Raw genomic sequence first — 13,485 nt, 5'->3', positions numbered from 1 at the left:
GTAGCATCGCCGCAGCCACCCGAACGTTCTGGAGGACGCGCCATGGGACTCGGCCCGCTCGAGATCGGCCTGATCATCCTGGCCATCCTGCTGCTCTTCGGCTACAAGAAGCTGCCCGACGCCTCGCGCTCGCTCGGCCGTTCGCTACGCATCTTCAAGGGCGAGATGAAGGGCATGAAGGACGACGACGTCCGCTCGAAGGACGCCGTCAGCACCACGCCGGTCCGCGGTGAGATCGTTCCCCCGCCGGCCCCGTCCGGCGACCCGAACGCGCAGCTGCAGGAGGAGGCCCGGCTCGCCGAGCTCCGCGCCGCCGACCTGCGGGCCCGGGCGGACCAGGCACGCTCGTCCGACAGCTCGCGCTGACCCTCCTGCACCCGGGAGCCCGGCGGTGAGCGAGTCGACCCGCGGCACGCGCCGTCGGCGTCGGCCACCCCGCGACGCGCAGGCGACGATGAGCCTGATCGCGCACCTCACCGAGCTGCGCAACCGCATCTCCAAGGCGGGGCTGGCCATCCTCGTGGCCACCGCGATCTCGTTCTGGTGGTACGGGCACGGCCTCGGGGAGTTCATCCGTGCCCCGTACTGCGGGCTGCCCGAGGAACTCCGCTACGGCGGGGACGACGCCGGTGGGTGCGGTCTGCTGATCACCAACGTCTTCGGTGGCGTCTTCATCCGCCTCAAGGTCGCCTTCCTGGCCGGGGTGGTGCTCTCCGCCCCGTTCTGGCTGTACCAGCTGTGGGCGTTCATCACCCCGGGCCTCAAGCGCAACGAGAAGCGCTACGGCATCGCGTTCGTCGCCGTCTCCTCGACGCTGTTCGCCCTCGGCGCCGTCCTGGCCTACGTGTCGCTCTCGGCCGGGCTGGAGCTGCTGCTGAGCCTCGCCGGCGACGGCGTCGTCGTGGCGCTGACCGCCCAGGACTACATCGGGTTCGTGCTGTCGCTGCTGGTCGCGTTCGGCGCCAGCTTCGAGGTGCCGCTCATCGCGGTCGCGCTGAACCTGGCCGGGGTGCTGAGCCACGAGGTGCTGGCCAGGAGCCGCCGGTGGATCTTCTTCCTCACCATCGTGTTCGCCGCGTTCGTCACGCCGACGCAGGACCCGTTCACCATGCTCCTCATGGCCGGGCCGATGATCGTGCTGTTCGAGCTCGCCATCCAGCTCGCCCGCGTCGTCGACCGGCGCCGGGCCCGGCGCGCCGCCGCCGAGCACTTCCACGACCTCGGCGACGACGAGGCCTCCCCGCTCGACGCCCGCCCCTCATCCCTCGACGAGCCCGTCGACTCCTCGCCGTCCCCCCAGCGCTGACCGGCGTGGACGTCGCGGTCCTCACCAGCCCCGCCGCCGGCCGGGGCCGCGCACGGGCCCTGTCCGCCGCCGTCCCCGGCCTGCTGCGGGAAGCCGGGCTGACGCCCCGCGTCCTCGACGCGTGCACGCGGCCGGACGCCGAGCGGCAGGCGACCGCCGCGGTGGCGGGCGGAGCGGCCGCGGTGCTCGCCGTCGGCGGGGACGGCGCGGCGCACGCCGCGCTGCAGGCGGTCGCCGGCACCACGACACCCCTGGCGGTGGTCCCCGCCGGCACCGGCAACGACCTGGCGCTCGCCCTCGGCGTGCCCGCCGACCCCGCCGCAGCGGTCCGCGCCGCCGCCGCCGACCTGCTCGCCGGCCGTTCGCGGAGCGTCGACGCCGGCCGGTCCGCGGACCGGTGGTGGGCCACGGTGCTGTGCTGCGGGTTCGACTCCGCCGTGACCGACCGGGCCAACCGGCTGCGCTGGCCGCCGGGGCGACGGCGCTACGACATCGCCGTCCTCACCGAGCTGGCCCGGCTGCGCCCGTACGAGGTGACGCTGTCGCTGGACGGTGAGGAACGGACCCTGCCGGCGACGATGGTCGCCGTCGGCAACACCGCCTGGTACGGCGGCGGGCTGCGCATCTGCCCGGCCGCCGACCCGGCCGACGGGCTCTTCGACGTCACCGTCGTCGGCGCCACCACCCGGCGGGAGCTGGTCCGCACCAAGCCGCGACTGGCCGACGGTTCCCACGTCGACCACCCGCTGGTCACCGTGCACCGGGCTGCCCGCGTGGAGCTGGCCTGCGCCGGCGTCACCACCTACGCCGACGGCGAGCCGGTGGCGCCGCTGCCGGTCGTGAGCGAGTGCGTCCCCGGCGCCCTCCGGGTGGTCGGCGCGGCCCCGTCCAGGACCCGGCCTGGACCTCCCCGATGATCAGGTGGCCTGGTCGTTCCGGGTCCTGGCTGCCCGTCAGCAGTGAGCCAGGACCCCGAATGGTCAGCCGACCTGATCGTTCCGGGCCCAGCGCCTAACGTGGAGCCATGTCCAGCCCCGCTGAGCGGTACGCCGCTGCCCGGAGGCGGACCTCCCACCCGATGCTGGCCGACTTCACCGCCGAGCTGGGTTTCTCCCTGGACCCGTTCCAGGTGGAGGCCTGCGAGGCGCTGGAGGACGGCTCGGGGGTCCTCGTCTGCGCGCCCACCGGCGCCGGCAAGACCGTGGTGGGCGAGTTCGCCGTGCACAAGGCCCTAGCCGAGGGGCGGAAGGCGTTCTACACGACGCCGATCAAGGCGCTGTCGAACCAGAAGTACAACGACCTGGTGGAGCGCTACGGCGCCGAGCGGGTGGGGCTGCTGACCGGCGACAACGCGGTCAACGGCGACGCCCCGGTGATCGTGATGACCACCGAGGTGCTGCGCAACATGCTGTACGCCGAGTCGCCGGCGCTGAGCGGGCTGGGCTACGTGGTCATGGACGAGGTGCACTACCTCGCCGACCGGTTCCGGGGCGCGGTCTGGGAGGAGGTGATCATCCACCTCCCGCCGTCGGTGACCCTGGTGTCCCTGTCGGCGACGGTGAGCAACGCCGAGGAGTTCGCCGACTGGCTGGTCACCGTGCGCGGCGACACGAAGGTCGTGGTGAGCGAGGTGCGGCCGATCCCGCTCTGGCAGCACATGCTGGTCGGGAGCCGGGTGTTCGACCTGTTCTCCCTCCGCCCGGCCGCGCACGCCGGTGAGCAGGGGGACAGCCCCCGTCCGCTGTCCACCCGTGAGCGCGGCGCCTCCGTCGTCGACCCCGAGCTGGTGCGCTACGTGCGCGAGTACGAGCGCCGGATCGACAGCTGGGGGGGTCCGGGCCGCCGGGAGAGCCACCACCGGCCCCGGTACCGCCCGCCGGCCCGGTCCGACGTCGTCGAGCGGCTCGACCGCGCCGGCCTGCTCCCGGCGATCACGTTCGTCTTCAGCCGCAACGGCTGCGACGCCGCCGTCCACCAGTGCCTGATGAGCGGCCTGCGGCTCACCGACGAGGCCGAGCGCGCGGAGATCGCCGCGATCATCGACGAGCGCACCGGCTCGCTGCCGGAGGAGGACCTGCACGTCCTCGGCTTCTGGGAGTGGCGCGAGGGCCTGCTGGCCGGGCTGGCCGCCCACCACGCCGGCCTGGTGCCGGCGTTCAAGGAGACGGTCGAGGAGTGCTTCGTGCGCGGCCTGGTCAAGGCGGTGTTCGCCACCGAGACCCTCGCGCTGGGCATCAACATGCCCGCACGCACCGTCGTCCTGGAGCGGCTGGTCAAGTGGAACGGCGAGGCGCACGTCGACGTGACGCCGGGGGAGTACACGCAGCTCACCGGCCGGGCCGGCCGCCGCGGCATCGACGTGGAGGGGCACGCGGTGGTCATCTGGTCGCCGGGCATGGACCCCTCGGTGGTCGCCGGACTGGCCAGCACCCGTACCTACCCGCTCCGGTCGAGCTTCCGGCCCAGCTACAACATGGCGGTCAACCTGGTCAGCTCCTTCGGCCGGGCGCGGGCGCGGGAGCTCCTGGCGTCGTCGTTCGCCCAGTTCCAGGCCGACCGCTCGGTGGTGGGCCTGGCCCGGGCGGCCGCCCGGCACGAACGGGACGCCGCGCAGTTCGCCGCCGAGATGCGGTCCGACCACGGGGACGTCGGCGCGTACGCGCGGCTGCGCCGGGAGATCGCCGACCGGGAGAAGGAACTCTCCCGCGACTCGCAGGCCAAGCGCCGCCTGGAGGCCGCCGACGCCCTGGCCGCGCTCCGCCCGGGCGACGTCATCCGGGTGCCCACGGGGCGGCGGCAGGGCCTCGCGGTCGTCCTCGACCCCGGCATCACCGACCTCGCCGACCCCCGGCCGCTCGTGCTGACCGAGGACAAGTGGGCCGGCCGGCTCGGTTCGGTGGACTTCCCCGCGCCGGTGACGGCGCTGGCCCGGGTCCGGGTGCCCAAGAACTTCAACCACCGCAGCCCGCACGCGCGCCGGGACCTCGCCTCCACGTTGCGCAACGCCCGGGTGGAGCACGAGCTGGGTGCCCGGCGGGTGAAGAACCGCTCGGCCGCGGCCGACGACCCGGTGCTGGCCGAGCTGCGGCAGGCCCTGCGTCACCACCCGGTGCACCAGCTGCCCGACCGCGAGGAGCGGGTGCGGGTGGCCGAGCGCTGGTTGCGCGCGGTGCGGGAGGCGGAGTCGCTGCAGCGGACGATGGCCGAGCGCACCGGATCGCTCACCCGGCAGTTCGACCGCACCTGCGACGTCCTGGAGGAGCTGGGCTACCTGGTGCCGGAGGTCGCGCCGCTGGTCCCGGCCGACACCGAGGTGGTCGGCGCGGTCGACGACGTCCCGGTGGTGACCGACGACGGCCGCCGGCTGTCCCGCATCTGGTCGGAGTCGGACCTGCTGGCCGCCGAGTGCCTGCGGGCCGGCGTGTGGCGGGGGCTGAACGCGCCGGAGCTGGCGGCCGCGGTCTCCACGCTGGTCTTCGAGGCCCGGCGGGACACCCCGAGCCTGCCCGCGGTTCCGGCCGGCAAGGTCGCGGCGGCGATCGGCGGAATGCGGCAGATCCGGTCGCGGCTGCAGGACGTCGAGCTCGACCATGGCGTGCCGGCCAGCCGCGATCTCGACCTGGGCTTCGCCTGGGCCGCCTACCGCTGGGCCGACGGGCAGAGCCTGGACCGCGTCCTGGCCGGGGCGGAGCAGGCCGGCACCGAGCTCTCCGGTGGTGACTTCGTCCGGTGGACCCGGCAGCTGCTCGACCTGCTCGACCAGCTGGGCAAGGTCGCCGACGACGCGGTGGCCCGGACGGCCCGCGCGGCGGTGGACCGGATCCGGCGTGGCGTGGTGGCCGTGGCCGTCGGCGGCTGACCGGCGCGTTCCGCGAGGGCGTGGCCGGTGCGGCAGAATCCGAGCGCGTTCCGCGAAGAGCGCCAGCGACCCGGGAGCGACGATGACCGACCCGCCGTACCGCGACGGCCGCCGCGGCGGGGACCCCGACGGCGGCCCCGCGCAGCCGCCGCCGTACGGCCAGCAGCCCCCGTACGGACGGCCCGGGCCCTGGCGGCAGCAGCCGGGGAGCGTTCCGCACGGGGCCACCCAGCCCTACGCCCGGCCGCCCGGGGGCTCCGGTCAGCCGCTGCCGCCACCGCAACAGCACTGGGCGACGCCGCCGGGCGCCGCCGGGCCCTACGGATTCCCAGCCGGCGCCACGCCCTCCTCCGGCGTGCCCGGGTACGGACCGCCCGGCGACGGCGGCCCCCCGTCCGACCCGACCCCGGCGCGCCGCGGGCCCCGCCGGGGCGTGCTCGCCGTCCTGGCGCTCCTGGCCGTGGTCGTGCTGGGGAGCATCGCCGTGCTGGCCACCACGTCGGGGCCGACCGTCCTCTCGCGCGGGGCGGTCGAGCGCGACGTCGCCGTCCAGTTCGAGCAGCGCGAGGGCGTGGCGGTCGACCTCGAGTGCGCCGAGGAGATGACCGTCGAGCAGGGCGCCACGTACGAGTGCACCGGGGTGACCTCCGACGACGAGCGGATCACCCTCCGGATCGAGATCACCGACGAGGACGGTGCCCGCTACACCTGGTCCGAGCCCTGATCCCGGTCAGCCCAGCACGCCGTCGGGCCAGCCGAGGGCGGCGCCCAGCCGGCTGAGCGACGACTGCAGCCCGTGGGCCTCGGCCAGGGCGGCGAGGGCCCCCGGGTCGGCGGGCGCGCGGGGGAGCGTGCCCTCGACCGCCGGCAGGTCGAGGCCCGTGACCACCGCCACCACGACCGGGGCCGCGTCGAGGTAGTCGCTCGCGGCGTGCAGCTTCTTGAGCACCGCGGTGGTCAACGGCGGCTTCGGGACGACGGTTCGCGCGGCCGCCGCCCGGATGCCGGCCAGGTCCCCGAACTCGTTGATCAGGGCGGCCGCCGTCTTGGCGCCGACACCGGCCACCCCGGGCAGCCCGTCGCTGGGATCGCCGCGCAGCACGGCGAAGTCGGCGTAGGCGCGGCCGGGGATCCCGTACCTGGCGGTGACGGCGGCCTCGTCGACGAACTCGAGGTCGGAGATGCCCCGGGCGGTGTAGAGCACCCGCACCCCGCGGGCGTCGTCGACGAGCTGGAACAGGTCGCGGTCACCGGTGACGACGTCGACCGGGCCGCGCGCGCGGGTGGCGAGCGTGCCGATCACGTCGTCGGCCTCGTAGCCGGGCGCGCCCACGCGGGCGAGCCCGGCGGCGGCCAGCACCTCCACGAGGACCGGCACCTGCGGTCCGAGCTCGTCGGGGGTCTCCTCGCCGCCGTCGGATGAGAGCCGGTGGGCCTTGTAGGAGGGCAGCGCCTCGACGCGGAACGCCGGCCGCCAGTCGTCGTCCCAGCAGGCCACCAGCCGGTCGGGGGCCTGCGTGGCGACCAGCCGCGCGGTCATGTCCAGGAAGCCGCGGACGGCGTTGATCGGGCGCCCGTCCGGCGTGGTCACGCTGGTGGGGACGCCGTAGAAGGCGCGGAAGTACAGGGACGCGGCGTCCAGCAGCATGGTGGTCACGCGGCTGCACCGCCGATCCCGGCGGACGGGCAGCGGTCCGCCGCCCGGGTGATCGACGGTGCCGTGCTCGTGCCGGACCTCGCGAACTCGTCCACGACGGCGGACGGTAGCGGTCTGGCAACGATTGCGGGAAACGGCGGTCCCCGTGGTTAGTCTGCGCGGGTGGGAACCGTGACGACTCCGGCCGGGACCGGCCCGCTCCTGACCACCGACCGGGTGCACGCCGCGCGGGCGGTCGCCGGACAGCTGGGTGTCGACCTGCTCGTGCTCACCCCGGGCGCCGACCTGCGCTACCTGTGCGGGTACGACGCGCACGCGATGGAGCGGCTGACCGCCCTCGCCGTCCCGCGGTCGGGGGAGCCCTTCCTCGTCGTGCCGCGGCTGGAGGCCCCCATGGTCGGCGTCAGCCCCGCGGGTGCGCTGGGCCTCGAGCTGATGGCCTGGGACGAGACCGACGACCCGTACGCGGCGCTCGCCTCGGCCGCCACCGAGCGGCTGGGCTCGGCCCCGGTGCGGGTCGCCGTCGGCTCGCGCACCTGGGCCGAACACGCGCTCGGCGTGCAGCGGGCACTGCCCGGCTCCGCCCTGGAGCTGGCGTCGCCGGTCGTGGACCGCCTGCGCATGGTCAAGACCCCCGCCGAGGTCGAGGAGCTGGCGCTGGCCGGCGCCGCCATCGACCGGGTGCACGCCCGCATGGGGGAGTGGCTGACCGTCGGGCGCACGGAGGCCGAGGTGGGCGCGGACATCGCCGCCGCCATCCTGGCCGAGGGGCACGTCGGCGTGGACTTCACCATCGTGGGCGCCGGGCCCAACGGGGCCAGCCCCCACCACGAGCTCTCCGACCGCGTGATCGCCGCCGGCGACCTGGTCGTGGTGGACATCGGCGGGGAGACCGCCACCGGCTACCGCTCCGACTGCACCCGCACCTACGTCGTCGGCGGCGCGCCCGATGCCGAGGTCACCGAGTGGTACGCCGTGCTGCACGAGGCGCAGCAGGCCGCGACCGCGGCCGTGCGGCCGGGCGTCACCGCCGAGCAGATCGACGCCGCGGCGCGTGAGATCATCGCCGGCGCCGGCTGGGGGGAGTACTTCATCCACCGCACCGGTCACGGCATCGGGCTGGACACCCACGAGGCGCCCTACATCGTCGCGGGCAACCAGCTGCCCCTCGAGCCGGGCATGGCGTTCTCGGTGGAGCCGGGTATCTACCTGCCCGGCCGCCACGGCGCCCGCATCGAGGACATCGTGGTCTGCACCGACGACGGCGTCCGCGTCCTCAACAACGGTTCCCGTGAGCTCGTCGAACTCCCCGGCTGAGGCCGGGGCGACCGCGGTCGACGTCGACCGCGCCCTCCTCGCCGCCCTGGCCCGGGACGGCCGCGCAAGCTACACCGACCTCGCCGAGCGCGTGGGCCTGTCCGTCTCGGCAGTGCACCAGCGGGTGCGCCGGCTGGAGCAGCGTGGGCTCATCACCGGATACCGCGCGACGCTGGACGCCACGCAGATCGGGCTGCCGCTGACGGCGTTCGTGTCGATCACCCCGACCGATGCGCAGACCGACGACGCCCCGGCCCTGCTCGCGCACCTGGACGCCATCGAGGAGTGCCACGCGGTCGCCGGCGTGGAGAGCTACATCCTCAAGGTGCGGGTGGCCTCGCCCGACGCGCTGGAGCTCCTGCTCAAGGAGATCCGGTGCACCGCGAACGTCACGACCCGGACCACGGTGGTCCTCTCGACCCCCTACGAGGCCCGCCCCCTGCTCTGACCCGCTGGACACCGGTTCGAACATGTGTTCGCATAGGGCCATGCGGTGGGACGCGCAGCGGCTGGACCTGGAGGAGACCGGTGCCCTGCCGGGCATGCCGAGCATCCGCGGCCTGCTGCGCAGCGTGCAGGTGCCGGAGTTCCCGGGGCTGACCTTCCACGAGGTGCGGTCGAAGAGCGCCCTGAACCGCGTGCCGGGGGAGTCGGCGATGCCGTTCCCGTGGACGATCAACCCCTACCGTGGTTGCAGCCATTCGTGCGTCTACTGCTTCGCCCGCCGGACGCACGAGTGGCTGGAGCTGGACACCGGCCGCGACTTCGACAGCCAGGTCGTGGTGAAGACCAACCTGGTCGAGGTTCTGCAGCGGGAGCTCGCCCGGCCGTCCTGGCAGCGCGAGCACGTGGCGCTGGGCACGAACACCGACCCCTACCAGCGGGCCGAGGGGCGCTACCGGCTCATGCCCGGCGTCATCGGCGCGCTCGCCCGCTCGGGCACCCCGTTCTCCGTGCTGACCAAGGGCACCCTGCTGCGGCGCGACGTGCCACTGCTCGCTGCGGCGGCCCGCGACGTCCCGCTCGGCCTGGGGGTCTCCCTGGCGATCTGGGACGACGACCTGCACGCCGGCCTGGAACCCGGCGTTCCCACGCCGCGCGCCCGACTGGATCTCGTGCGGGCGCTCGCCGAGGCGGGGCTGCCCTGCGGCGTCTTCCTCGCGCCCGTGCTGCCGGGCCTCACCGACACGGTGGAGCACCTCGACACGGCCCTCGGGGCGATCGCCGCCGCCGGTGCCGCCGGGGTGACGGTCATCCCGCTGCACCTGCGCCCCGGTGCCCGGGAGTGGTTCATGGCCTGGCTGGCCGCGCGCATCCGGAGCTGGTCCCGCGCTACGAGCAGCTCTACGCCCGGCGCGCGTACGTCCCGGCCGAGTACCGCGCCTGGCTGGCACGGCGGGTGGCGCCCCTGCTCGTGCGCCACGGGCTCGACCGCCGGTCCGGCGGCGCAGCACGCCGGGTCGACCCGGCGGTCGCCGACGGCGTGCCCGTGGACGAGGCCGCCGGCTTCCCCGCCGGGACCCTCCCCTCCGGTGGGTCGCCCGGCACCGTGCCCGCGCCGGCCCGCGGGCGAGCCCCGTCGGCCGGGCCGGCCGAGCAGCTGACACTGCTGTGAGCGGAGTTCAGCCGGCCAGCCGGGACGCCCGCGCCACCGCACGGCTCGCGCGGACCGCGCCCCGAGACGCCACCGGTGGGGCGCCGGCGGCCAGGGCGAGCCGGCGGTAGGAGTCGTAGGAGAGGGTCCGGTAGGCGGCGGCGAGCTCTTCGACGGACTCGCGGCGGGACGGCGGCGCGCCGGCCCGGAGATGCCCGACCGTCATCCGCACGTGCTTGGTGAAGGTGGCCTGCAACGCCTGGTTGGACAGCCGCCCCCCGACGCGGGAGTTCAGCCCCGGACCGCGCCGGAGTGCCGGGAGCACCCAGCTGCTCGCGGCCAGCGCGGGGTACCTCGCCCGCACCGACTCCCACGCGTGCCAGGCGGTCAGCGCACCGGGGACCGCCCACTCGCCGTCGTCGGTGGACAGCAGCAGCCGGCGGGTGGTCACCCGCACCTGGTCCCGGCGCAGCGACCGGAAGACGCCGACGGGCGCCGGCCAGCCCAGTGCGAGCGCGCACCAGGCCACCGAGCGAAGGTGCTCCGGGTCGTTCCCGCGCACCTGGGTGAGAGGCCGCAGGTCCAGTCGCGGGGGATCGGGCTCGGGTGTGCTGGGGAGCGGCAGGGCCAGGCCGCCGTACCGGGCGACCTTGCTGTAGAGCGCCACGGTCGCCGGCTTCCACCCCCGGGCGGCGGCCAGCTCGTCGAGACCGGCGGCCGCGAGGTCGTCGGGGCCGAGGTCCAGCTCGAGCGCGGCATCGACCAGCCGGCGCCACTGCGCCTCGTATCCGGGAGGGGGCGTCCACCGCGCCCAGGCCCGCTCCGGAGAAGGAGCGGGCATGTCGGGCAGCGGCTGCTGCCATGCACGTTGCATTCCGCAATACTACCGTTATCCCCAACAAGGTCGAAAAAATCGTTGTCGCCCCTTATCGACACCACGAACACGGCACCCTTCGGGTGCCCGGGCAGCAACAACCCGACCCCAACCGTCGCACCCGGGGACCGATGGCCCCCGCCGGGACGGAGCCCGCGTGCACCCGGCCAGGTCGGGTGCACCACCACTGGCCGGTTCTGCGCTCGGGCGACCGGCTCGGGATCATGGACTCGTGCGAACGGTGGGCGTCGAAGAGGAACTGCTCGTGGTCGACACGGAGGGAGTCCCCGTCTCGCGAGCCCCCGAGGCCCTCGAGATCGCCGCGAGCCGCGGCGAGGGGGAGGACGTCCGGCAGCACGACCGGGCCGAGCGAGGCGAGGAAGCCGGTGTTCCCGACACCGCTCACCTCATGCCGGAGCTCAAGGCCCAGCAGCTCGAGCTCGGCACCCCGGTCTGCTCGACGCTCGACGAGGTGGGTGTCCAGCTGCGCCACTGGCGGGGCCGGGCCGACGCCGCGGCCGGCGCGGTGGGCGCTCGGGTGGCTGCCCTGGCCACCTCCCCGGTCGCCGTCGAGCCGGTGCCCACGGAGGGGGAGCGCTACCGGCGCCTGGTGACCGCCTTCGGTCGGACGGCGGAGGAGGTGTTGACCTGCGGATGCCACGTGCACGTGTCCGTGGCCGACGACGAGGAGGGCGTGGCGGTGCTCAACCGCATCCGCAGCTGGCTCCCGGTGCTCACCGCCTTCACCGCCAACTCGCCCTTCTGGCAGGGTCGGGACACCTCGTACGCCAGCTTCCGGTCGGAGGTCTGGCACCGGTGGCCCTCCGCCGGGCCGAACGGCCCCTTCGCCGATGCCGCCGACTACCACCGCCTCGTCGACGCGGTGCTCGCCACCGGCACCGTGCTGGACACGGGGATGGTGTACTTCGACGCCCGGCTGTCGGCCAACTGGCCCACCGTCGAGGTCCGCACCGCCGATGTCGCGCTGCGCGTCGAGGACGCCGTCACCGTGGCCGGTCTCGTGCGCGGACTGGTGGAGACCGCCGCCCGCGAGGCCCGGAGCGGCTCGGCGCCCCCGCAGATGCGGGCCGAGGTCCTGCGCCTGTCCGCCTGGCGAGCCGGCCGCTCGGGGCTGTCCGGCGAGCTCGTGCACCCGCGCACCGGTCGGCCCGCGCCCGCGGCTGACGTGCTCGCGGACCTCCTCGGCCACGTCCGTCCCGCCCTCGCGGATGCCGGCGACGAGCAGCGGGTGACCGACGGGCTCGACGCGTTGCTCACCCGTGGCACGGGGGCCGACTTCCAGCGGCGGGTCCACCGGGAGACCGGCAGCCTCCCCGCGGTCGTCCGGGCCGCCGTCGAGGTCACCGCCGGGACGGAAGGCGACCGGGCGGTCGCCGGGGTCAGCCGCTAGATTCCGGCCATGTACACCGCGAGCTGGCGTGACGTCGTCCGTCCCGGGCTGTTCGGTGCCTCGCCCGACCCCCGGGACAAGCCCTACCGGTTCATCATCCGGCTCGCCCTGGTGGTGTTCCGGCTGTTCCGCTTCCGCTTCGACGTCCGCGGCTCGCACCACGTGCCACCCACCGGTGGCGCGATCATCTGCAGCAACCACGTCAGCTTCTTCGACTTCACCTTTCTCGGGCTCGGCGCACTGCCGCAGCATCGCCTGGTGCGGTTCATGGCCAAGTCTGCGGTGTTCGACCACTGGTTCTCCGGCCCGTTCATGCGCGCGATGAAGCACATCCCGGTCGACCGGAGGGCCGGCTCGGCAGCCTTCGAGGCGGCGGTGCGGGCGCTCAAGGACGGCGAGATCGTCGGGGTGTTCCCCGAGGCGACGATCAGCACCAGCTTCACCGTGAAGGACCTCAAGGCGGGCGCCGCACGCATGGCCATCGACTCCGGCGTGCCGATCATCCCGGCCGCCGTGTGGGGCGGGCACCGGGTGGCCACGAAGAACCACAAGGTGCAGCTCCGCCGCGGCGTCGCGGTGACCGTCGCCCTCGGCGAGCCGATCACGGCCGAGCCGGGAGAGCAGATCCCCGCTCTCCTGGCCCGCACGAGGACGGCCATGGAGGCCCTCCTGGACGAAGCCCAGCGCAGCTACCCGGACCAGCCCGCCGGTGACGACGACCGCTGGTGGCAGCCTGCCCACCTCGGCGGCACCGCCCCGACGCCCTCCGAGGCCGCAACCGCCGACACGGTGCGCGCCGCCGGCCGGGGGGCCAAGGCCCCGAAGAAGTCGCTGGGCCGCCGCGTTTCCGGGCTCGTACGCCGCCGCTGACCCGGGGAGGTCACGCCACGACCGGCGCCGCCATGAGCCGGAAGGCCTCCAGCTCGACGCCGTACCAGCGGCGCATGCGCCCGAGCGGCGTCATGCCCAGCCGCCGGCAGACGGCGATCGACGGCTCGTTCCCCGGCCGAACCACGGCGTACACCTCGGGGAGGCCGAGGGCGAACGCCCGGTCGATGACCGCGCGCGCCGCCTCCGTGGCGTAGCCGTACCCCCAGGAGTCCGGGTGCAGGTGCCACCCGACTTCCACCTCGCCGACCCCGTCGGGCAGCGGCTTGAGCAGCACGGTGCCGGCCGGGGTGCCGTCGGGCCGCTCGATCGCCCAGCACAGGAAGCGCTCGTCGAGCCGGTGCACGGCCGCCCAGCGGATCACGAGCTCCTCGGGGGGCACCGACGGTGCGCCGCCCAGCCAGCGGGTCACTTCCACGCGACCGTAGATGTCGGTGAGCCGGGCCAGGTCCGCCGGCCAGGTGGTCCAGGGACGCAGCCGCAGCCGTTCCGTGCGCAGCTCCTCCGCCACCGCCGTCATCCGTCCTGCCTACCGTCGGGGGAGGGTTGCGGCCACCCGGACGGAACGGACGACCCGAC

Annotated in this window: 13 protein-coding genes; 10 read left to right on the top strand and 3 right to left on the bottom strand. The window is 74.8% G+C overall.

The features are described from left to right. Positions 1 to 42 precede the first annotated feature (42 nt). The 5 genes from tatA to ABC795_RS08930 all read left to right on the top strand — a co-directional run bounded on the left by tatA (position 43) and on the right by ABC795_RS08930 (position 5,889). Positions 43 to 366, top strand: a complete 324-nt coding sequence (gene tatA / locus ABC795_RS08950) for a Sec-independent protein translocase subunit TatA (RefSeq protein WP_347056833.1) — start codon at positions 43 to 45, stop codon at positions 364 to 366. 25 nt (positions 367 to 391) lie between these two features. Further along, positions 392 to 1,306 (top strand): twin-arginine translocase subunit TatC, encoded by a 915-nt coding sequence (gene tatC / locus ABC795_RS08945; protein ID WP_347056832.1) that lies wholly within the window; start codon positions 392 to 394, stop codon positions 1,304 to 1,306. Between the two features lie 5 nt (positions 1,307 to 1,311). Next, positions 1,312 to 2,223, top strand: a complete 912-nt coding sequence (locus tag ABC795_RS08940) for a diacylglycerol kinase family protein (protein WP_347056831.1) — start codon at positions 1,312 to 1,314, stop codon at positions 2,221 to 2,223. Positions 2,224 to 2,330: 107 nt separating this feature from the next. Then, positions 2,331 to 5,165 carry a DEAD/DEAH box helicase gene (locus tag ABC795_RS08935; protein ID WP_347056830.1) on the top strand — a complete coding sequence of 945 codons (2,835 nt, stop codon included), beginning with the start codon at positions 2,331 to 2,333 and terminating at the stop codon, positions 5,163 to 5,165. An 82-nt stretch (positions 5,166 to 5,247) separates the two neighbouring features. Beyond that, positions 5,248 to 5,889 carry a DUF4333 domain-containing protein gene (locus tag ABC795_RS08930; protein ID WP_347056829.1) on the top strand — a complete coding sequence of 214 codons (642 nt, stop codon included), beginning with the start codon at positions 5,248 to 5,250 and terminating at the stop codon, positions 5,887 to 5,889. Positions 5,890 to 5,895: 6 nt separating this feature from the next. Here ABC795_RS08930 and ABC795_RS08925 read toward each other — a convergent pair whose 3' ends face one another. Beyond that, complete coding sequence (locus tag ABC795_RS08925; RefSeq protein ID WP_347060701.1) at positions 5,896 to 6,813, bottom strand: 5'-3' exonuclease; 918 nt, start codon at positions 6,811 to 6,813, stop codon at positions 5,896 to 5,898. A 171-nt stretch (positions 6,814 to 6,984) separates the two neighbouring features. Here ABC795_RS08925 and ABC795_RS08920 point away from each other — a divergent pair, with 171 nt between their 5' ends. The 3 genes from ABC795_RS08920 to ABC795_RS08910 are packed head-to-tail and all read left to right on the top strand — an operon-like array spanning position 6,985 to position 9,743. Next, positions 6,985 to 8,139, top strand: coding sequence for a Xaa-Pro peptidase family protein (locus ABC795_RS08920; protein ID WP_347056828.1), 1,155 nt, complete (start codon positions 6,985 to 6,987; stop codon positions 8,137 to 8,139). Continuing rightward, a complete protein-coding gene (locus ABC795_RS08915; RefSeq protein ID WP_347060661.1) occupies positions 8,114 to 8,587 on the top strand; it encodes an Lrp/AsnC family transcriptional regulator in 474 nt (157 codons plus the stop codon). Before ABC795_RS08920 ends, ABC795_RS08915 begins: the two co-directional genes overlap by 26 nt. Positions 8,588 to 8,627: 40 nt before the next feature. Further along, on the top strand, positions 8,628 to 9,743 hold the full coding sequence (locus tag ABC795_RS08910; protein ID WP_347060659.1) for an Rv2578c family radical SAM protein: 1,116 nt from the start codon (positions 8,628 to 8,630) through the stop codon (positions 9,741 to 9,743). Positions 9,744 to 9,761: 18 nt separating this feature from the next. Here ABC795_RS08910 and ABC795_RS08905 read toward each other — a convergent pair whose 3' ends face one another. Beyond that, on the bottom strand, positions 9,762 to 10,607 hold the full coding sequence (locus ABC795_RS08905; RefSeq protein ID WP_347060658.1) for a hypothetical protein: 846 nt from the start codon (positions 10,605 to 10,607) through the stop codon (positions 9,762 to 9,764). A 232-nt stretch (positions 10,608 to 10,839) separates the two neighbouring features. Between ABC795_RS08905 and ABC795_RS08900 the strand changes: the two genes are divergently transcribed. Both ABC795_RS08900 and ABC795_RS08895 read left to right on the top strand, forming a co-directional pair. After that, positions 10,840 to 12,018 carry a glutamate--cysteine ligase gene (locus ABC795_RS08900; protein WP_347060656.1) on the top strand — a complete coding sequence of 393 codons (1,179 nt, stop codon included), beginning with the start codon at positions 10,840 to 10,842 and terminating at the stop codon, positions 12,016 to 12,018. Positions 12,019 to 12,027: 9 nt separating this feature from the next. Next, positions 12,028 to 12,888 (top strand): lysophospholipid acyltransferase family protein, encoded by an 861-nt coding sequence (locus ABC795_RS08895; protein WP_347060655.1) that lies wholly within the window; start codon positions 12,028 to 12,030, stop codon positions 12,886 to 12,888. A 10-nt stretch (positions 12,889 to 12,898) separates the two neighbouring features. On the opposite strand, the gene ABC795_RS08890 is transcribed toward ABC795_RS08895, so the two are convergent. Further along, positions 12,899 to 13,426, bottom strand: a complete 528-nt coding sequence (locus ABC795_RS08890; protein WP_347060654.1) for a GNAT family N-acetyltransferase — start codon at positions 13,424 to 13,426, stop codon at positions 12,899 to 12,901. Positions 13,427 to 13,485 lie beyond the last annotated feature (59 nt).

The organism is Blastococcus sp. HT6-30 (assembly GCF_039729015.1).
Taxonomy (GTDB): Bacteria; Actinomycetota; Actinomycetes; order Mycobacteriales; family Geodermatophilaceae; genus Blastococcus.
Note: the sequence above shows the minus strand (reverse complement) of the source record. Positions and strands in the feature narration are given on the sequence as shown.

What these genes read in the sequence shown, in the direction of transcription:
- tatA (WP_347056833.1), top strand. Translation starts at nt 43, where the DNA reads ATGGGACTCGGCCCGCTCGAGATCGGCCTGATCATCCTGGCCATCCTG.
- ABC795_RS08935 (WP_347056830.1), top strand. Translation starts at nt 2,331, where the DNA reads ATGTCCAGCCCCGCTGAGCGGTACGCCGCTGCCCGGAGGCGGACCTCC.
- ABC795_RS08930 (WP_347056829.1), top strand. Translation starts at nt 5,248, where the DNA reads ATGACCGACCCGCCGTACCGCGACGGCCGCCGCGGCGGGGACCCCGAC.
- ABC795_RS08925 (WP_347060701.1), bottom strand. Translation starts at nt 6,813, where the DNA reads ATGCTGCTGGACGCCGCGTCCCTGTACTTCCGCGCCTTCTACGGCGTC.
- ABC795_RS08910 (WP_347060659.1), top strand. Translation starts at nt 8,628, where the DNA reads ATGCGGTGGGACGCGCAGCGGCTGGACCTGGAGGAGACCGGTGCCCTG.
- ABC795_RS08905 (WP_347060658.1), bottom strand. Translation starts at nt 10,607, where the DNA reads ATGCAACGTGCATGGCAGCAGCCGCTGCCCGACATGCCCGCTCCTTCT.
- ABC795_RS08895 (WP_347060655.1), top strand. Translation starts at nt 12,028, where the DNA reads ATGTACACCGCGAGCTGGCGTGACGTCGTCCGTCCCGGGCTGTTCGGT.
- ABC795_RS08890 (WP_347060654.1), bottom strand. Translation starts at nt 13,426, where the DNA reads ATGACGGCGGTGGCGGAGGAGCTGCGCACGGAACGGCTGCGGCTGCGT.